20 protein-coding genes and 1 tRNA gene are annotated in these 19,191 nt (G+C 48.1%); 18 read left to right on the top strand and 3 right to left on the bottom strand.

Features of this window, described 5'->3' with window-relative positions; all coding sequences use genetic code 11:
• The first annotated feature begins 43 nt into the window (after positions 1 to 43).
• The 5 genes from IQ294_RS14825 (at position 44) to tsaD (ending at position 2,899) form a co-directional block, all read left to right on the top strand.
• A tRNA-Asp gene (locus IQ294_RS14825) sits at positions 44 to 116 on the top strand.
• A 174-nt stretch (positions 117 to 290) separates the two neighbouring features.
• A complete protein-coding gene (gene tsaE / locus IQ294_RS14820; RefSeq protein ID WP_203334836.1) occupies positions 291 to 743 on the top strand; it encodes a tRNA (adenosine(37)-N6)-threonylcarbamoyltransferase complex ATPase subunit type 1 TsaE in 453 nt (150 codons plus the stop codon).
• Entirely contained in the window at positions 740 to 1,435 is a 696-nt protein-coding gene (gene tsaB / locus IQ294_RS14815) for a tRNA (adenosine(37)-N6)-threonylcarbamoyltransferase complex dimerization subunit type 1 TsaB (protein ID WP_203334835.1), read from the top strand. Before tsaE ends, tsaB begins: the two co-directional genes overlap by 4 nt.
• Positions 1,432 to 1,887, top strand: a complete 456-nt coding sequence (gene rimI, locus IQ294_RS14810) for a ribosomal protein S18-alanine N-acetyltransferase (protein WP_203334834.1) — start codon at positions 1,432 to 1,434, stop codon at positions 1,885 to 1,887. The genes tsaB and rimI overlap by 4 nt, the downstream gene beginning before the upstream one ends.
• Positions 1,880 to 2,899, top strand: coding sequence for a tRNA (adenosine(37)-N6)-threonylcarbamoyltransferase complex transferase subunit TsaD (gene tsaD, locus IQ294_RS14805; RefSeq protein WP_203334833.1), 1,020 nt, complete (start codon positions 1,880 to 1,882; stop codon positions 2,897 to 2,899). Before rimI ends, tsaD begins: the two co-directional genes overlap by 8 nt.
• Before the next feature lie 398 nt (positions 2,900 to 3,297).
• Here the strand turns inward: tsaD and IQ294_RS14800 are convergent, their stop codons facing one another.
• Positions 3,298 to 5,241, bottom strand: coding sequence for an ABC-F family ATP-binding cassette domain-containing protein (locus IQ294_RS14800; protein WP_203334832.1), 1,944 nt, complete (start codon positions 5,239 to 5,241; stop codon positions 3,298 to 3,300).
• A 129-nt stretch (positions 5,242 to 5,370) separates the two neighbouring features.
• Between IQ294_RS14800 and IQ294_RS14795 the strand changes: the two genes are divergently transcribed.
• From IQ294_RS14795 to tatC, 3 genes are all read left to right on the top strand, one after another.
• On the top strand, positions 5,371 to 6,006 hold the full coding sequence (locus tag IQ294_RS14795; RefSeq protein WP_203334831.1) for a redox-sensing transcriptional repressor Rex: 636 nt from the start codon (positions 5,371 to 5,373) through the stop codon (positions 6,004 to 6,006).
• 91 nt (positions 6,007 to 6,097) lie between these two features.
• The gene (locus tag IQ294_RS14790) at positions 6,098 to 6,292 is read left to right on the top strand and encodes a twin-arginine translocase TatA/TatE family subunit (RefSeq protein WP_203334830.1); all 195 of its coding nucleotides are present in this window, start codon (positions 6,098 to 6,100) and stop codon (positions 6,290 to 6,292) included.
• Positions 6,293 to 6,304: 12 nt separating this feature from the next.
• Positions 6,305 to 7,075, top strand: a complete 771-nt coding sequence (gene tatC, locus IQ294_RS14785) for a twin-arginine translocase subunit TatC (protein ID WP_203334829.1) — start codon at positions 6,305 to 6,307, stop codon at positions 7,073 to 7,075.
• 71 nt (positions 7,076 to 7,146) lie between these two features.
• Here the strand turns inward: tatC and IQ294_RS14780 are convergent, their stop codons facing one another.
• Positions 7,147 to 7,959 carry a CPBP family intramembrane glutamic endopeptidase gene (locus tag IQ294_RS14780; protein ID WP_203334828.1) on the bottom strand — a complete coding sequence of 271 codons (813 nt, stop codon included), beginning with the start codon at positions 7,957 to 7,959 and terminating at the stop codon, positions 7,147 to 7,149.
• Between the two features lie 126 nt (positions 7,960 to 8,085).
• On the opposite strand from IQ294_RS14780, the gene IQ294_RS14775 reads away from it, so the two are divergent.
• The 4 genes from IQ294_RS14775 to IQ294_RS14760 all read left to right on the top strand — a co-directional run bounded on the left by IQ294_RS14775 (position 8,086) and on the right by IQ294_RS14760 (position 11,696).
• The gene (locus tag IQ294_RS14775) at positions 8,086 to 8,322 is read left to right on the top strand and encodes a hypothetical protein (RefSeq protein ID WP_203334827.1); all 237 of its coding nucleotides are present in this window, start codon (positions 8,086 to 8,088) and stop codon (positions 8,320 to 8,322) included.
• Between the two features lie 266 nt (positions 8,323 to 8,588).
• A complete protein-coding gene (groES, locus tag IQ294_RS14770) occupies positions 8,589 to 8,873 on the top strand; it encodes a co-chaperone GroES (protein WP_112223310.1) in 285 nt (94 codons plus the stop codon).
• Positions 8,874 to 8,910: 37 nt separating this feature from the next.
• Entirely contained in the window at positions 8,911 to 10,542 is a 1,632-nt protein-coding gene (gene groL, locus IQ294_RS14765; protein WP_203334826.1) for a chaperonin GroEL, read from the top strand.
• A 407-nt stretch (positions 10,543 to 10,949) separates the two neighbouring features.
• Positions 10,950 to 11,696, top strand: coding sequence for an aquaporin (locus tag IQ294_RS14760; protein WP_203334825.1), 747 nt, complete (start codon positions 10,950 to 10,952; stop codon positions 11,694 to 11,696).
• 57 nt (positions 11,697 to 11,753) lie between these two features.
• Here the strand turns inward: IQ294_RS14760 and IQ294_RS14755 are convergent, their stop codons facing one another.
• Positions 11,754 to 12,518, bottom strand: coding sequence for an SDR family NAD(P)-dependent oxidoreductase (locus IQ294_RS14755; protein ID WP_203334824.1), 765 nt, complete (start codon positions 12,516 to 12,518; stop codon positions 11,754 to 11,756).
• 222 nt (positions 12,519 to 12,740) lie between these two features.
• On the opposite strand from IQ294_RS14755, the gene IQ294_RS14750 reads away from it, so the two are divergent.
• The 6 genes from IQ294_RS14750 (at position 12,741) to IQ294_RS14725 (ending at position 18,953) form a co-directional block, all read left to right on the top strand.
• The gene (locus tag IQ294_RS14750; RefSeq protein WP_203334823.1) at positions 12,741 to 13,586 is read left to right on the top strand and encodes a DegV family protein; all 846 of its coding nucleotides are present in this window, start codon (positions 12,741 to 12,743) and stop codon (positions 13,584 to 13,586) included.
• Between the two features lie 153 nt (positions 13,587 to 13,739).
• Positions 13,740 to 14,882 (top strand): sensor histidine kinase, encoded by a 1,143-nt coding sequence (locus IQ294_RS14745; RefSeq protein ID WP_203334822.1) that lies wholly within the window; start codon positions 13,740 to 13,742, stop codon positions 14,880 to 14,882.
• Positions 14,879 to 15,511: a response regulator gene (locus IQ294_RS14740; protein WP_203334821.1), complete on the top strand. Its 633-nt coding sequence runs from the start codon at positions 14,879 to 14,881 to the stop codon at positions 15,509 to 15,511. The genes IQ294_RS14745 and IQ294_RS14740 overlap by 4 nt, the downstream gene beginning before the upstream one ends.
• A gap of 118 nt (positions 15,512 to 15,629) precedes the next feature.
• Positions 15,630 to 16,562, top strand: a complete 933-nt coding sequence (locus IQ294_RS14735; RefSeq protein ID WP_203334820.1) for an ABC transporter ATP-binding protein — start codon at positions 15,630 to 15,632, stop codon at positions 16,560 to 16,562.
• 13 nt (positions 16,563 to 16,575) lie between these two features.
• Positions 16,576 to 17,847, top strand: a complete 1,272-nt coding sequence (locus IQ294_RS14730; protein ID WP_203334819.1) for an ABC transporter permease — start codon at positions 16,576 to 16,578, stop codon at positions 17,845 to 17,847.
• Between the two features lie 2 nt (positions 17,848 to 17,849).
• On the top strand, positions 17,850 to 18,953 hold the full coding sequence (locus IQ294_RS14725; protein ID WP_203334818.1) for an ABC transporter permease: 1,104 nt from the start codon (positions 17,850 to 17,852) through the stop codon (positions 18,951 to 18,953).
• The last annotated feature ends 238 nt before the right edge of the window (positions 18,954 to 19,191 follow it).

Raw genomic sequence — 19,191 nt, 5'->3', positions numbered from 1 at the left:
TTCCCCCTGTGAGAGTAGGACGTCGCTGGTCTGTTTTTTTTATGGTCCCGTGGTGTAGCGGTTAACATGCCTGCCTGTCACGCAGGAGATCGCCGGTTCGATCCCGGTCGGGACCGTCATAAGGTAAACACAGCTAATCCGCTGTGTTTATTTTTTTTGCTTAAAAACTTCTGTTTCTATAGAGAAGCAGGTATAAAATAAATGCAGGGATAACTTCAAGATAATATATTTTGATTTACCGGGATATCTCCGATAAACTATGTTAAGACTCAATTGAGGTGACCAACGTAATGACTTATAGAATAGAAGCAATTTCTCCTGAAGAAACACAAATATTCGCAGAGAAGCTGGCAGCCTATCTGTCAGCAGGCGATTTATTGACGCTGGAAGGCGGTCTTGGAGCTGGTAAAACAACATTTACCAAAGGATTGGCAAAAGGGCTTGGCGTCAAAAAAATGGTGAACAGCCCGACATTTACTATTTTAAAGCAGTATTCGGGTGATTTGCAGCTGAATCATCTGGATGTCTATCGTCTGGAAGACAGCGATGAGGATATTGGATTTGATGAATTATTTGGCGGCGATGCAGTTTCGGTCGTGGAATGGGCTCAATTCATAGATGATTATCTGCCTGATGAACGATTGGAAATTATTATTGAACGTGCATCTGAAGAAGGACGGATCATTCGCCTTCATCCAATCGGAGAACGTTATGAAACTCTTTGTAAGGAGCTTATGCCATGATTTACCTGGGGATCGATACATCCAATTCTCCTTTGGCCATTGCCTTGGCGAAGGAAGACACCATTATAATAGAAGAAACTACGAATTTGAAGATCAATCATTCGTTGACTGCTATGCCAGCCGTTGAGGAAATGATGAAAAAGGCGAAGATCGCTCCTGCTAATCTGACCCATATCGCTGTTGCTCAAGGACCGGGTTCCTATACAGGGGTAAGAATCGGATTGACAATCGCCAAAACACTAGCCTGGTCGCTAAAAATACCGCTTCATATGGTATCCAGTCTGAAGGTGTTGGCTGCAAATGGGCAGAATTTCGACGGTATTATCTGTCCGTTGATGGATGCCAGAAGAGGAACCGCTTTTATGGCTGCCTATCAAGGGGAAACCCTGGACTCGGTGATTGCCGATCAACATAGTGAAGTGAAGGATTTTATACTCCGATTAAAAGAATTGGGACGTCCTGTTTTATTTGTAGGAATTGATGTGGAAATCCATAAAGAAGTGATTCATGAGATTTTAGGCGAACAGGCATCCTTTGCGGCTCCCCAGAATCGTTTGCCGCGGGCTTCGAACCTCATTATGCTGGCGAAACAGTCGGAAGAGCAAAACGTTCATCATGCGGTTCCTGAATATCGCCGCATTACGGAAGCCGAAGCGAACTACAATAAAGCGCAGGGCGGCGAAAAGTCATGAGCGATGAAGTGACATTCCGTAAAATGACAGTGGCTGATGTCGAGGCTGTCTATCAGATAGAGGCCGTATCATTCACGTTGCCCTGGACAAAAGAGGCATTCTATTATGAAATGCTTGAAAATCAGCATGCCTATTATGTATTGGCTGAAACAGCAGATGGCATCGTAGGATACTGCGGTTTATGGCTGGTACTGGATGAATGCCATGTCACCAATATCGCTATTCTGCCGGATCAGCGCGGCAAAAAGCTGGGTGAAAAGCTGATGGTGGCAGCAATGGATGCAGCCAAAGAAAATGGTGCTAAAACGATGACGCTGGAAGCGAGAGTCAGCAATACGATTGCGCGAAACCTGTATGAGAAACTTGGATTCAAAAATGGTGGTATCCGAAAGAGCTATTACTCCGATAATTTTGAGGATGCCATAGTGATGTGGGTGAATTTTGATGAGTGAAGATATTTATGTACTGGGAATAGAGACGAGCTGTGATGAAACCGCAGCTTCCGTTGTGAAAAATGGGATAGAAATCATTTCTAATGTGGTCGCTTCGCAAATAGAAAGCCATAAGCGCTTTGGTGGTGTGGTGCCGGAAATCGCATCCAGACATCATGTGGAACAGATTACCCTTGTGATAGAAGAAGCACTAAAAGAAGCAGATATGGTTCCGGCTCAATTAAGTGCAGTCGCGGTAACGGAAGGGCCCGGACTGGTCGGTGCTTTATTGATCGGTGTGAATGCGGCGAAAGCTTTCGCTTTTGCCCACCAATTGCCGATTGTCGGGGTACATCATATTGCCGGCCATATCTATGCCAATCGCCTGGCGCAGGAAATGCAGTTTCCGCTGCTTGCTTTGGTGATTTCAGGCGGCCATACGGAATTGGTCTATATGAACGAACATGGACATTTTGATGTAATCGGGGAAACACGGGATGATGCCGCGGGTGAAGCATACGATAAAGTAGCCCGGACGCTCAATCTGCCTTATCCGGGAGGGCCACATATCGACCGTTTAGCACATGAAAGCAATAAACCTGTTGATTTCCCGCGTGTCTGGCTGGAAGAAGGATCTTATGACTTCAGTTTCAGCGGGTTGAAATCATCTGTCCTGAATTATATGCATAATGCAGCACAGCGCGGAGATCAAGTAGAGCCAGCCGATGTTGCTGCCGGTTTCCAAAACAGTGTAGTGGAAGTCGTAACAGCCAAAACATTGCGTGCTGCGGAGCAATATAAGGTAAAACAGGTTATTGCTGCAGGAGGAGTGGCTGCAAATAAAGGCCTGCGGGCATCTCTTGAAAAGGCATTTGCTGAAAAAGGGACACCGTTCTTTATTCCGCCACTGAGTTTATGCACGGATAATGCGGCTATGATTGCGGCAGCCGGGACTATAATGTATGAAAAAGGGATTCGGGGAAATATGGCGATGAACGGGCGGCCGGGCATGGAAATGGATTCCTGGATTTAAAATGGCATAAAAAATGATAAAAGCTCCTTACCTGAAATAGGTAAGGAGTTTTTTCGATGAAATCGATTGAAAAATGAAATGAATGATCAACGCACATGTGAGAAAAAATCGGATTCTGTCAATAGAGAACATTTGTACTTATGCACAATTTGTTAGTAAGCTGTTTGTAAGTGATGCATAACCTGGTGATTTCCTATATCTTGTGTACCATATGCCAATATATTCTGTGGATAACATTTTTAAGGATTGTGGACAATGTGGATAACACTGTTGATAGCTGATATAAAAGCTATCATTATGTGCACAACTTTGTGGAAATAAATATTTTGAAAAAAGGTATTGACCAAGATGTAGGGCGCAGGAAGCGGGAAGAAAAACCGCACACAGGGTGTATGCGGTCAATTGCTTAACTGTTCAAGTTTTTCCTGTAATTCGAGCCATAAAGCCATCGTTTCTTCGTGCTGTCCTTTGAGTTCTTCCAGCTGCTGCTGAAGTGGAAGCAGCCGCTCGTGATCCTGGAAGATTTCAGGGTCTGCGAATTGTTCTTCCGTTTCGGCAATCTGCAGATCCAGTTTCTCCATGGTTTGTTCGACTTCATCAAGCTGGCGCGTTAATTGGCGTTCCAGTTTTTTTGCCTCTTTGTCGATTTGTGAAGTGGAGGCGGATGTTTCCGGTTTATTGATGACAGCAGGGTTTTCTGCTTCTTCCAATGCCTTCAATTCGGCCGTTTCCAGTTTCTTTTCGACGTAATAATCATAGTCGCCCAGGTATTCCGTGGTGCCTTCCTGCATCAGTTCGACGACCTTCGTTGAGATGCGGTTCATGAAGTAACGGTCATGGGAAACGAACAGGATGGTGCCGGGGTAATCCAGCAGGGCATTTTCAAGGACTTCTTTACTGTCGAGATCCAGGTGGTTGGTCGGCTCATCGAGCAGCAGAACGTTCGCTTTTTGCATCATCAATTTAGCGAGAGCGACACGCGCTTTTTCGCCTCCGGATAGGGAAGAAACGGGTTTCAGCACATCGTCCCCTGTAAAGAGGAAGCGCCCCAATATCCCGCGGATATCCTTTTCGTTGACCAGCGGATAATCATCCCACAGCTCATTCAAGACGGGTTTATTGCCGGACAGATTGGCCTGCTCCTGATCGTAATAGCCGAATTGGATGCCGGTGCCGTAATGGATGGTGCCGTCGAGTGGCGGAATTTCCTTCATCACCGTTTTCAGGAACGTCGATTTACCGACACCGTTCGGGCCGACGAGTGCGAGACTTTCCTGGCGGTACAGCTTAAGGTTGATGTTCTCAGAGACGGGTTTTGCGCTGTAGCCGATTTTCAGCGACTGCACATTCAATACATCATTGCCGCTCTGTTTTGCGATCGTGAATCCGAAGCGGGCAGATTTTTCATTGCCGTCAGGCGCTTCCATCCAATCAGTTTTTTCAAGGATGCGCCGGCGGCTCTGGGCCATTTTGGTTGTCGAGGCACGCACAAGGTTGCGGGCGACGTAATCTTCGAGTTTGGCTTTTTCGCCTTGCTGTTTCTCGAATTGCTTCTGGTCGAGTTCGTATTGCTTCGCTTTTTCGTCCAGGTATCGGCTGTAATTGCCGGTAAACTTTTTGACGCGGTGGCGCGACACTTCATAGACGATTGTGACAACCTGATCAAGAAAGTAACGGTCATGCGAAACGACGAGGATGGCGCCTGGGTAATTCTTCAAATAGTTCTCCAGCCAACTTAAGGTCCCGATATCAAGGTGGTTGGTCGGCTCATCCAGAATCAGCAGCTGCGGCTTTGATAATAGGAGCTTCGCGAGCATCAGGCGTGTTTTCTGGCCCCCCGACAATGAAACCACTTTCTTGCTGTAATCATCGGGATAGAACTTCATGCCGTGAAGGATGGCACGGGTATCGGCTTCGTATTGATAGCCGCCTGCATCTTTGAAATCATGCTGCAGCTTATCGTATTCTTCCATCACTTTTGCGTTAGTTTCCGGATCATTATAAATTGCAGGATCCGCCATCTGTGCTTCGAGCCGGCGCAATTGCTCTTCCTGTTCACGGAAACTGCTGAAAATGGTCATCATCTCATCCCAGATCGTCCTATCGGATTCCAGTTTACTTTGCTGTTCAAGATAGCCGATGGTCAGATCTTTCGGCATCATGATATCGCCGCTGTCATACGATATTTCCCCGGAAATAATTTTCAGGAGCGTCGACTTTCCGGCACCGTTCCGGCCGACAAGCGCGACCCGGTCCCTGTGCTGCACTTCTAATTTAACGCCGGAAAGGATTTCATCCGCTCCGAACGATTTATGGATTTGGTTTACTTGCAGAACAATCATTTTCGGTCACCTCTATTCCTTCTAAGTGTAGCCGATAGAGGCGTGCTTCGCAATCTGACTTGCCTTTACATATCGCGTTTCCTCATGTAAGATAAAGTCGATTTGACACGACCCGGGAGGTACCATTTCATGTTGCAGGAACCAACATCCAAAATTCCGCAAGCCACCACAAAAAGGCTGCCGCTTTATTATCGATTTCTGCAGAATTTCGCAAACGCGGGGCAAAAGAGAATTTCTTCCCAGGAACTGAGCGAAGCAATGAAAATAGATTCTGCAACAATCAGAAGGGATTTTTCCCATCTGGGTGCACTTGGCAAGAAAGGCTATGGTTACGATGTACAGGAACTGCTTGAATTTTTCCGTAAGACGCTGGATCAGGATGAGGCGACAAATGTTGCGTTGATCGGTGTCGGGAGCCTCGGAAGTGCATTCCTGAAATATAATTTCCACCGCAACCATAATACGAAAATCATTCTGGCGTTTGATTCGAATAGTCCGCATGAAGGCGAAAAAGTCAGCGGAATCGACACGTACCATCCGGATCTGATTGAAGAGAAAATCAAGGAATACGGGGTTGAAGTGGTCATTTTGACAGTGCCGTCCCGTTCCGCCCAGGAAGTCACTGACCGCTTAGCGGCTACAGAGATCAAAGGGATATTGAACTTTACGCCGGTGCGAATTTCTGTGCCCGATCATCTCCATGTCCAGACGATCGACTTGTCCGTCGAGCTGCAGACATTGATCTACCTGATCAAGCAAACATGACTCAAAACATTCACAATTGAAGAGTCTGTGTAAATAGCCAAAGTGCAGTATTTGCTGTAAAATAAGACGCATACTACAGGAGGTGTCAATTATGCCAGGTCCAATGAGTTTAATCATTATTGCAATTGTTGCATTGCTGGTTTTCGGTCCGAAGAAATTGCCTGAATTGGGTAAAGCATTCGGTTCTTCACTTCGCGAATTCAAGAATGCCACTAAAGGGCTTGTTGATGATGACGACGATGATATTGCTTCAAAGAAGAAAGAAGAGCAAAAAGAAATACGTTAGGATGTTTATCCGATGACTGAAAAAGATATGACATTAGTCGAACATATAGGTGAACTCAGAAAACGGCTGACGATCATAGCCGTTTTCTTTCTATTGGCTGTCATAGCCAGCTTTTTTCTCGCCCAGCCGCTGATCAATTATCTGCAATTCACGCAGGAAGCGGAAAATCTGACATTGAACGCTTTTAAAATCACGGACCCGTTGAAAATTTATATGCAGGTCATGATGATACTGGCCCTTTTCATCACTTCACCGGTGATCATGTATCATTTCTGGGCATTTATCAGCCCCGGCCTGCATGATAAAGAACGGCGCGTAACCCTTAGCTATATCCCGTTTTCGATGCTTTTATTCGTAGGCGGAATCGCATTTTCCTATTTGATCCTGTTTCCCTATGTAATCGGCTTTATGCTGAATATCTCCGATAACCTTTCGATTCAGGAAACAATCGGAATCAACGAATACTTCCAGTTTCTGTTCCAGATCACTTTGCCATTTGGTTTTATTTTCCAGTTACCGGTGCTGATGCTGTTCCTGACAAGACTGGGAATCATCACACCGATGCTGATGAGCAAATACCGCAAATACTCGTATTTCATACTGGTGGTCATCGCGGCATTCATCACACCGCCCGATATCGTCTCGCATCTGATTGTGACGCTGCCATTGATTTTATTATATGAATTCAGTATCATCATCGCGAAAATCGGTTATCGCAAGTTTTTGAAAGCTGAACAGCAGCAGGCAATCGAAGAGCAGCAACAAGGCCTTCCAGGGGAATGAACCCTGGAAGGTTTTTTTGTTTGGATAAAACTAAAGCCCGGCTGCGAAATTCGCGGCCGGGCTTACGTCATTTACAGGAAGATTTTGTAGATGAACTGCAGTTGTTCCAATTGTTCCATGCGTTCGATAAAGCGGTTAATCTTGTCGATATTGAGCTGGATGAGCATGACGTATCCGTTCAGCAGCATATGCGCGATGATCGGCGCGATGATGCTTTTTGTTTTTTGGTAAAGAAACGCCAGAATCAGGCCGGTTGTAAAGTACAGCAGGAGATGGACGAATTCCCAATGGACCACGGCGAAGACAAGTGCGCTGATGGCAGTGGCGATCCAGAAATTCGTCACCTGATTCAATGTGCCGAAAATGACGCGGCGGAAAACGAGTTCTTCCATGATCGGTCCGAAGAGGACGACTGCAAAAATGGCGACAGGCGCCACTTCAGCGATCGTGACCAGAGTGGAGGTATTCTCAGAACCCGGTTCGATGCCGATAGCCATCTCGAGGAGAGCGGCAAGTGACTGTCCGATGAGCAGCAGCAGGAAGCCAAACAGCCCCCACAGGATGACCCAGCCGATATGTGGCTTTTTGCCCTTCCAGATATTGAAGAATTGCTTATCACGGAAAATGACGATCAGTGCGATCAGAAGCCCGATCCCCATCGTCAGGAAAATGAGCCAGCCGGATGTCGAGGCAAGTGCAGTCTCTTCACTCAAGCCTTGCCCGAGGAAGTACTCGTATGTCGATTGGATAAACAGAATCGGGGACAATTGGATGGCGATGAAAATCAGCAGGATGTAAATGGACGTGTTTTTTGTTTTCTTGCCTTTTTTTGAGCCGCTGTCTTTGAAGAATTTATCCCTAATGGAATTTTTGCTGGATGTCATAAATTATAGATTCCTTTCGTTTGCAGATCTTTCTTCTATTGTAGTGGTTTCAAAAAAATACCGCAAAGATATAGGAAAAGTGACGGCACCCGTTTAGCTCTGACAGGCGTAAGACGGAACAGCAGAGTGGCGCTCTTAGCCACGGCAGCTGGGCCGTCCTACGACCCGAAGAGCTGGGTCGCCCGAGTCTGGACAGGGAAAAGCGACGGCACCCGTTTAGCTCTGACAGGCGTAAGACGGAACAGCAGAGTGGCGCTCTTAGCCACGGCAGCTGGGCCGTCTTACGACCCGAAGAGCTGGGTCGCCGGAGTCTGGACAGGGAAAAGCGCCAACGGCCGTTCAGCTCCGACAGGGTTAAGATGAACTTCCGAAGCGGCGTTCTTTGCCGCACAGGAAGGGCAGCTTAAGACCGAGGAGTTGGCCGGTTGGAGTCTGGACAATAGGAAAAGCGACGGCACCCGCTTCAAAACTATTTAAACTTTCACACCCTATATAGACATATCTTAAAAATTCCGATACCTTCCCGCTTGCAAAACGCTTCCGTTTTTATTAAACTGGGAAATGGGTTAGCACTCGAAGAGTGAGAGTGCTAATAATTGCATTTACTTATTCAGAGGAGGGTGTTTCAATTGTTAAGACCATTAGGAGACCGAGTTATCATTGAACTCATCGAAGCGGAAGAAACTACTTCAAGCGGGATTGTCCTGCCGGGATCGGCTCAGGAAAAACCGCAGGAAGGCAATGTCATCGCGGTAGGAAATGGCTTGATCCGTGAAAACGGTGCGCGTACGGAGCTGGACGTAAAAGAAGGCGACCGCGTAATCTTCTCGAAATATGCAGGATCTGAATTGAAATACGAAGGCAAAGAGTATTTAATCTTGCGTGAAAACGACATTTTAGCAGTTATTGGATAAATAATAAAATTCAAGTTGAAACAGGAGGAAGCTAATCATGGCAAAAGAGATTAAGTTCAGTGAAGATGCACGTACCCTCATGTTGCAGGGTGTAGATAAATTGGCGGATGCGGTAAAAGTTACGCTTGGGCCAAAAGGGCGCAACGTTGTACTTGATAAAAAATTCGGTTCGCCGCTGATCACGAATGATGGTGTGACAATCGCTAAAGAAATCGAACTTGAAAACGCTTTTGAAAACATGGGAGCGAGACTTGTTGCGGAAGTGGCTTCTAAAACGAACGACATCGCCGGTGACGGGACAACAACTGCAACGGTGCTTGCACAGGCAATGATCCGTGAAGGCCTTAAAAACGTTACTGCTGGCGCAAATCCTGTGGGAATCCGCCGTGGTATCGAAATGGCGGTTGAAAAAGCTGTTGAAGGATTGAAATCCGTTTCTCAGCAAATCGAAGGCAAAGAATCGATTGCACAAGTTGCAGCAATTTCGTCCGGAGATGCTGAAGTGGGCCACTTGATCGCTGAAGCGATGGAGCGCGTCGGCAACGACGGCGTCATCACACTGGAAGAATCACGCGGCTTCACAACTGAGCTTGACGTTGTTGAAGGGATGCAGTTCGACCGCGGTTATCAGTCTCCATATATGGTGACTGATTCAGACAAGATGGAAGCGGTTCTTGATAACCCGTTCATACTTGTCACTGACAAGAAAATCGGCAATATCCAGGAAATCCTTCCAGTCCTTGAGCAGGTTGTTCAGCAAAGCAAACCGTTGCTGATCATCGCTGAAGATGTGGAAGGCGAAGCATTGGCAACTCTTGTAGTCAATAAACTCCGCGGCACATTCAACGCTGTAGCGGTCAAAGCTCCTGGTTTCGGTGACCGCCGCAAAGCGATGCTCGAAGATATTGCAGCACTTACTGGCGCAGAAGTCATCACGGAAGAGCTTGGCCTTGACCTGAAGACTACGAATATTGCCCAGCTGGGACGCGCTTCGAAAGTTGTTGTGACGAAAGAAAACACAACGATCGTTGAAGGTGCCGGCGATTCTAAAAATATCGTGGCGCGTGTGGCTCAGATCCGCAGCCAATTGGAAGAAACAACTTCTGAATTCGATAAAGAGAAATTGCAGGAACGTCTGGCGAAACTTGCCGGCGGTGTTGCAGTCATCAAAGTCGGAGCGGCTACTGAAACAGAATTGAAAGAACGCAAACTCCGCATCGAAGACGCGTTGAACGCAACTCGCGCGGCAGTTGAAGAAGGTATTGTCGCAGGCGGTGGTACAGCCTACATCAATGTTTTCAACAACGTTGCAGAAATCCTTGAAACAACGGAAGGTGACGAAGCGACAGGCGTTAAAATCGTTCTTCGCGCACTTGAAGAGCCGGTTCGCCAAATCGCGACGAACGCAGGCCTTGAAGGTTCGATCATCGTTCACCGCCTGAAATCCGAAGAAGTCGGCATCGGCTTCAACGCAGCAAACGGCACATGGGTCAACATGCTTGAAGAAGGCATCGTCGATCCAACGAAAGTATCCCGTTCTGCACTTCAAAACGCAGCATCCGTTGCAGCTATGTTCCTGACAACTGAAGCAGTTGTCGCAGACATTCCTGAACCAGCAGGTGCTGGCGGCGGCATGCCTGACATGGGCGGCATGGGCGGCATGATGTAATAAGGAAACAGATTAAAACGTGAAACCCGATTAATTGGGGTTTCGCGTTTTTTTGCGGAGAAAAAGGTATTTCGCCCTCCGATGTTAAATTACTTCTGTATCAAACATGCGGCTGGTCGATTGAATGTGAAGAGGAGACGTTCAGCAAGGTTGTAGGCCGGCTGCAGGAAGCTAACATCAAATCCTATCACCCGCAGCCAGTTTGGAATGGCTATTGGAGCTATCCGGTCAAAGACCTGGCGGGAAATACGGTTGAAATTACTTGGGCGGACAAGGAGGCGCATTTAAATTTTCCGGTTGAAAGTCTATTGAAAGGACTTATGTTATAATAATCAGAAAGTTCTAATTATTTAACGTGACAGGATTCAGCTGATTCAAAATCACTTAAAGCGAAGGAGCAGTGAGGTATGAAAAAGTATCTGGCAGAATTCATCGGGACTTTCATTTTAGTATTTATCGGAACAGGGACGGCAGTCGTATTAGGCGGTTACACGGGAGGGACGGATGCAGGATTCCTCGGGGTTCTTGCCATTGCATTTGCCTTCGGACTTTCGATTGTAGCGGCCGCATATGCAATCGGGCATATATCGGGTTGCCACGTGAATCCGGCAGTGTCGCTTGCTGTGTGGATGTCCGGCAATCTGACAGCCAAGGAATTCGGCGGCTATGTGATCGCTCAGATTTTAGGTGCAGTTGCAGGGAGTTCATTTCTTGCTTTCATTATTGCCAGTTCCACAAACCTTGAAGGCTACGGGGCAAATGGATACGGCGAGTTGAGTGCGGCAGGCTTGAATCTGGTCGGGGCACTAGGTGTTGAAGTGGTGCTCACGTTCATTTTCGTGCTGGCGATTCTTGGTGTCACATCAAGCAAAGCCACTTCGCATATGGGCGGCATCGTCATCGGATTGACGCTGACGCTTGTGCATATCATCGGTGTTCCGCTGACAGGAACTTCCGTCAACCCGGCAAGAAGCCTGGCTCCCGCTTTTTTCGCTGGCGGGGATGCACTTGCGCAGGTTTGGGTCTTCATCCTGGCTCCGCTTGTCGGGGCGGCACTGGCAGCTGTCGTCTTTAAAACTTTCTTCCACATAAAAGAAGAGACGGGTATCGAAGTGGCGGGCGACTCGGATGTGAGACGCACCCGGCACCGATGAAATAAAAACTGCTTTCCAGAAAAGGAGAGCAGTTTTTTTGTGGGAATGGACAGGCGTTCACTTCGCCGTAGGTTTCGAAACATACGGAAAAATCGGGTCCATCAATTCAAATTCATAGCTCTCGCTGTTCACTTTTCCGACCGTCTTCCCGCTGTCGTAAAGCTCCAGCATGAACTGGGCCATTTCTTTGGCGGTGTGGTATTTTTGGACGTTGTCGCTGTAGCTGAAGTCATCCAGCTCACGGGCGGTTTTGACGAACTCGGTTTCGGTCATGGCCGGGGCCAGTATTTTCACTTTCATGGGAGCAGCCTGCTCGCGCAGTTCCTGGGCCATCCCTTCAGTAAAGGCACTCACGTAGAATTTGGTCGCAGCATAGGATACTGCGTTTGGTGCGAGTCTGTATCCTAAATCAGATGATACGTTGATCAGTTGTGTGCCTTCTTTATTGGAGTAATCCTGTGCATAAAGTGTGGAGAGGGTGGTGAGCGCTTCGATATTCACGCGAAGCATCTTTTCGATTTTCTGGACATCTTGTTCAGCGACGGGTGCACTGTTTCCGAAACCGGCATTGTTGATCCAGGTTTCAATGTCGTATTCTTTCAGGCTGTCGTATAATTCATGGACTTGTTCACTGTCCGACAGATCGGCGGTTTTGATGACGACGTCGAGGTCAGCGTTCATGTCGTGGATTTCATTTTTTAATTCTTGGAGCTGGGCAACGCGCCTTGCGACCAGAATGACGTTTTTGCTGCGTGCTGCAAAAGCTAATGCGGTTTGGTACCCAATGCCTGAGCTGGAGCCTGTAATGACGGTGTATTTCATAAGATTCCTCCACTGAAATTATTTATGATACAGGGCTATCGTACTGTTAACATTAACAAAAAACAAATGATGCTATGAAATATGTTCATATTATGTCGGCCTTCCTGAAGTTTTCTCCTTATATGACAGCTGTCACTGGCTGTGGGGCTGTGCCCTATTATAAATTAGCGGTAGTCGACAGCTGGCTCCTGAAGGGGCTCAGACTGTAAAGGAGATTTTTAATTGAAAAAAATTGCTTGGATCACAGATACAGCTGCACAACTGGATGACGCATTCATCCAAAAATATGATGTCCACGTCCTGCCCCTCAGTGTCGTGTTTGCCGACGGAACCTATCGAGAATCCATCGACCTTACACAGGAAGAGTTTTACGATAAATTGCGTGTGACGAAAGTGTCACCGAAAACGTCCCAGCCGGCAATCGGCGAAATGCTTGCGCTCTATGAGAAATTGGAAGCTGAAGGATATGATCTGGCGATTGCGCTTCACTTGTCGAGCGGTCTTTCCGGTACGATTGAAAGTGCGCGCTCTGCTGCGGAAATGACCGGCTTCAAAGTTTATCCCATCGATTCGAAAATCGGTTCATTCCCGATGGTCAAAATGATCGAAGCCGGGAGTGGAATGCTGGAAAGCGGAAAAGAAATCGAAGAAGTGGTTGCGGTTCTGGAAGAGATGACAGCCAAAAGCCATTTATCTTTTATTCCTTCCAGCCTGAACCAATTGCATAAAAGCGGCCGTGTTTCCGGCACGCAGAATTTCCTCAGTAATCTCCTGAATATCAAGCTGGTCATCACGTTTGTAGACGGGGTGACTGTCATGAAGGAAAAAGTGCGTTCCATCAAGCGCGCTAAAAATAATGTAACGGAAGCGCTTCGTGCGGAAATGGCAGCAGGCACTGTAACCGAAGTGGCAGCAATCCACTGCAATAACGCCAGGGATGCTGAAATCTGGAAGAATGAGCTGCTCCAGGAATTTCCGGATCTGACAGTTGAAGTGGTGCAGCTCAGCGTATGTGTAGGTGTGCATGCAGGCGAAGGCACGACGGGATTAAGCTGGCTGGCGAAATAAAGTAACAAGAGGCGAAACGACAATACTGGATTGTCGTTTCGCTTTTTTATTTCCGTGAAACGCACTGAGAGAATATTCCGTAAATAACTTGATGATATTCAATTTTCAATGACGTAGTATAGAACTAACAGCAGTGGTGAAGGAGAGTGGAGAATGAGGTCTTATGGATTTTGGGTGTTGATGCTGGGTGCGGCCTGGGTGCTCGGGCTCATGCAATTATCGATGGACATCAGCGAATTGACTCTGCGCATTTTCGGGAGCGCATTGTTTTTCGGCCTGTTTTTCCTGATGCCTTTACTGAAAGAGAAAGCGGTTTTAGCCTTTTTGAATCTGGCGGCCCTGTCGGTGTTGGCCATCCTCGTCTTTTGGCCGGATGCAGATGCGGCACTGAATCTTTACCCTTTGCTCATATTCGCAATCATCGCGGGCAAAGCAGTTTACCGGCTCCCGGTAAAAGGGGCTGCCGGAATAGGGGGAATTTTAATAGCGGGTGCATTATTGCACAGCACAGCCGGCGATTCAGGGATTTCATCCCCGTTCACTGTGCTTTTCGGTTTCATTGTTTATGCGGCGTTGGCCTTTTTCAGGAAAAGTTACATACTTGAAGACGAATTGCAGGAGCGGAATGAGGCGCTGCTTAGTGAATACCGCAAGATGAAACGGCGGTTGCTGACGGATGAGCAGGCAGCGCGTCAGGAAGAGCGGACGCAGATTGCCCGGGACATCCATGATTCTGTCGGACATAAACTGACGGCGCTGTTGATGCAGCTGGAAGTTTTCCGGCTGCAGGCGGACGGGGAGACGGCGGACGGGCTCGGCGATTTGAAAGCGTTGGCGAAAGAGAGCCTGGAAGAAACACGCAATGCAGTGAAAACGCTGAAGCATGACGAAGCAGGCGGAGTCACCGCCATCATCGGATTGATCCGGAAATTGGAGGCGGAAAGTTTTCTGCGCATCCAGTTTTCCGTTAAGCACGGAGCTTTGTCTGCACCGCTTGGCAATGAGCAGATGGTGATTGTCTACCGAGGGGTGCAGGAAGCGCTGACGAATGTGATGCGGCACAGTCCGGCACGTGAAGCGGAGATCGTTTTTGAAGCGCCGGGCGCGAGCATCTTCCGTTTTACGGTCAGCAATAAAACTTCTGGAACTGTGCCGTTTCATGAAGGTTTCGGCTTGTCTTCGATGCGGGAGCGGATTGAGCAGGCAGGGGGCGAATTCAGGGCGGGACCGGAAAATGATTTATTCGTCGTCAAAGGCAGTTTGCCATTGACGGTTAAAGGGAGTGACTTGGAATGATCCGTATTTTATTGGCCGAAGACCAGGCGATGGTGCGGCAGGGATTGAAAATGATGATCGAAACGGACAAGGAGATCCAAGTGGCGGCAGAAGCGGTCAACGGCAAAGAAGCTGTGGAATTATGTGAAAGCCATACATTCGATCTGGTCATTATGGATATCCGGATGCCGGTGATGGACGGGCTGGAAGCGACCCGCATCATCCTGTCCCGGCGCTCGGAGACAAAAGTGCTGATGCTGACCACATTCAATGATGATGAATATGCACTGGAGGCATTGAAAAGTGGTGCACGCGGTTATTTATTGAAAGATGCTGATACGTCAGAATTGATCCGTTCAATCCGCAGCTGTCTGGAAGGCGGACTTGTACTGGAGGATCAGGTGGCGGCGAATATCCTTCCGAAGCTGATGAATCATAGGGCTCCGGAAGAAGTGGATGCATCACTGACACCGAGGGAATTGGATATCATCTGCCGTATCGGCGAAGGGCGCAGCAACCGGGAAATTTCTGAAGAGCTCGCGCTGTCAGTGGGAACAGTAAAGAACCATATCAGTATCATCCTGGATAAATTGGCGCTGCGTGACCGGACACAGATTGCGATTTATGCGATCCGGCACGGACTTGTTTAACTCAATATGACGGAGGTCATGTTTTTGGCTGAAAGTTATGACGCAGGACAGTGGGAGCGCTGTCCTTTTTTTCATACACTGGATTTAATGAAACGGAGATCGAAAGGAGAATGGCATCATGCTTGAAACGGAAGAGCTGAAAAAAGTGTTCAAAGGGAAAACGGCAGTGGAAGGAGCGAGCCTCTATATCGATAAAGGCGAATCGGTCGGATTGCTGGGACCGAATGGAGCGGGGAAATCCACCACGATTTCTATGATCTCGACCTTATTGAAGCCGACTGCAGGTGATGTGCGGCTGAACGGGAAAAGTGTCATCAAAAATCCTGCTGAAATGAGAAAAGTGCTGGGCGTCGTGCCGCAGGAAATTGCGCTTTACGCGGAACTCTCCGCCTATGAAAACCTGAAGTTTTTCGGACGCATCTACGGGCTTTCAGGAAAGCAATTGGAGACTGCCATCCAGCAGGCATTGGCATTGGTCGGATTGAAGGAGCGCCAGAAAGAGATTGTCAAAACCTATTCAGGCGGGATGAAGCGCCGCATCAATATTGCGGCCGCCATGATGCATGAACCGGAAGTGATCATCATGGATGAACCGACTGTCGGGATCGACCCGCAATCACGGAGCCATATCCTGGAGATGGTGCGGAAGCTCAATAAGGAAAAAGGGCTGACCGTATTGTATACGAGCCATTATATGGAGGAAGTGGAGCGGCTATGTGACCGGGTTTATATCATGGACCATGGAAAGATCATCGCCAGCGGCACAAAAGATGAATTGAAAAGCATCCTGTCGAGTGAGGAAACGGTCTTGATCGAATTGGACCGCCCCTACCCGGAGTTCTTCAAGGAATTGCAGTCGCTGGACACGATCAAACAGGCAAGCGAAACAGAAAAGGGCATCAAGCTGATCCTACCGAAGGGCAGCCGGGTGCTTGGCCAAGTTTTTCAGGCATCCGAACGCCATCAGGTGCAGATCATCAATGTGAATGTCCAGACGCCGAGTCTTGAAGATGTGTTCCTGCATCTGACCGGGCGTAAACTGAGAGATTGAGGAGGCAGGCTCCATGTTTACCTTTTTGAAAAAAGATATCCTGATCCTGATCAGGGACCGGACGGAACTGGCTATTCTTCTGGGGATGCCGTTCATTCTGATCGCGATTCTGGGGTTTGCACTGAGCGGGGTGCTCAGTGGGAATACTGAGGTCCTGTCGATGGAAGTGGCGGTCGTCCAGGAAGATGATGAACAGCAGGGGCTGGTTCGGTTTGAAGAGAAACTTGCAGATTCCGGTATGCCGGCGCCGGCCCGGCAAGGAATCATGGCATCGGCTGCGGAAAGCAGCCCAGCTTCCTTATTGCAGGAAGTTTTAAACGATGAAGGATTAAAGGAATTGGTCGTTGCCACAGAAATGGACGCGACATCAGCTAAAGCGGCTTTGGAAGAGGAAACGGTCGTAGCGATCCTGACCATTCCGGAGAATTTCACTTTCGATGCTTTGCAGAAAATGATCATGGACGAAGGAAATGGCAGCAGCCTGCAATTGATGATCGCCGAACACGCAGCTACACAGTCAGAAGTCTTCCATAATATCGTGGAAGAATTCGTCTGGTCGCTGAATTTCGAAAGTGCCATTGCCAAAGCGGCAAATGGGGAAAACGTATTGCCGGAAGCGGGGCAAACGCAGGTTGGCGGAGTGGAAAGCGTGTCATCCGTGAATCCGATAAATTCATTCCAATATTATACAATCGGGATGGCAGTCATGTTTGCCCTATTTGTCGCAGCAACCATTTCGGGGATGGCGTATGTGGAAAAAACACAATTCGTCTTCCAGCGTATTTTGTTGTCGAACCATCATCCCCTTGTCTATTTGGGCGGTAAAGCGATTGCGGCAACGCTTGTCACATTTCTTCAATTCTGTATCCTGTTTTTCTTATCTTCATTGATCTTCGGGGCATTCGATTTGAGTGAAGGGCCGTTTTGGCTGGGAATATTATTGATCACTGCCAGTCTTGCCCTATGCGTAGGAGCTTTGACGGCATTATTGACAGCTATGACGATGCGTTTCGGCAATGACACCATAACGACGGTATTTTCCGGGGGAGTGGTCACGATTTTCGCTTTTCTCGGCGGCAGTTTTACACCGACTGCCGGGCTGCCTGCTATCGTTCAGCAATTAGGGGGCTGGACACCGAACGGAGCGGCTTTGAATGCCTTTCTGATTTGGGTGCAGAATCTGGACATGGGCATGCTGTTCGAGCCGCTTGGACGGATTGCGCTGCTGACAGTGGTACTGCTTAGTTTAAGTGTCATGATTCTTCCGAGAAAGGGGGAGGCATAAGCATGAAATCTGTATTTTTACTTCAATGGCAACGGTTTCGGCGCACGCCGGTCATGATTTTATCTTTCTTTATCCTGACCATCGTTTTTGTTGCTGCCCTTGCAGGCAATAACCCTGCAGAGCGCCCGGCTTTCCTCGCTTATACGGATGACTCCTTATCGCCGGAAGAAGCGGAGGACTGGGTCGCTTCGCTCAATAGTGAAGAAGAATTCCAGTTCCAATTGGAAAGTGAAACGGAAGTGCGTGAGGCTGTATCGGCGGGGGATAGATCCTTAGCGGTGCGGCTCATGGCAGATGATTACCGGATCGTCATGGCGGCGGACGATATGAGCCGCTTTGTTCTGGAGGCATTCCTGAACCGGAAATACCGGGAAGAATTGCGTTTTCAACAAATCGAAGAAGAGACAGCTGCCAGTGATATCCGGGCGCAGACAGTTGCCGAATTGGAAGAACCGGTGCTTGGGATCAGTACGGTCACTTTAAATGAAACGGAAGAATTCGTCTATGACAATCAATTACAGCTGCTGTTCGGGATGACGCTGTTCTTCTCGATTTATACGATCATGTTCAGCTTGATGAAAATAGTGGAAGAAAAAAGGTATGGGACGTGGGATCGCCTGATTCTGTCGCCTGTGGCGAAATGGCAGATCTATATGGGGCATCTCGCTTACAGCTTCACCGTGGGGTATGCCCAGATCGTGCTGATTTTCGTCTTGTTCAAATACGTATTCAATTTCGATGTCGGTGACCGGTTTGGATTGATTCTATTGATCATCGCCTGCTATACGTTTGCAATTGTGGCACTCGGCATGCTTGTCATGGGCCTTGTCAGCCGGCCACAGCAGCTGCAGGCGGTCGTACCGATCATCGCAACAGGCATGGCCATGATCGGCGGTGCATTCTGGCCGATCGAACTGGTCAGCAATAATATCCTGTTGACGATTTCCAAAATCCTGCCGATGACATATGGACTCGAGGCGCTGAAAGGCGTCGCGGTTTATAACCGGAGCTGGCAGGAACTCAGCGAACCGGTTTCGATCCTGCTGCTGATCGGCGTGGTCTGCATGGGCATCGGCATCAACCTGATGGAGCGCCGGAGTTATTAGAAGGGACATTCGCCGGAGTTGGAAGTTTTTAAAGGAAAGTCGGGAATAATTAAAGAAAAGGCAATCCATCCAGCCAGGAAAATGGCTTGGCGGATTGCCTTTTTCCATCGGGCAAACAGCTCACTTTCCACAGACGCCCAATTCGTGTAAACTGTATAAGGCTAAGATTGACTGAAATGTATATTGAATTTATCGAATGCAAGTATAGATGCCAAGAGAGTCACGAACGAAAGGATTG

The sequence above is a fragment of the Planococcus beigongshangi genome, from assembly GCF_016820495.1.
In the GTDB taxonomy this organism is placed as follows: Bacteria; Bacillota; Bacilli; order Bacillales_A; family Planococcaceae; genus Planococcus; species Planococcus beigongshangi.
This window is presented reverse-complemented; position numbering and strand designations above follow the sequence as displayed.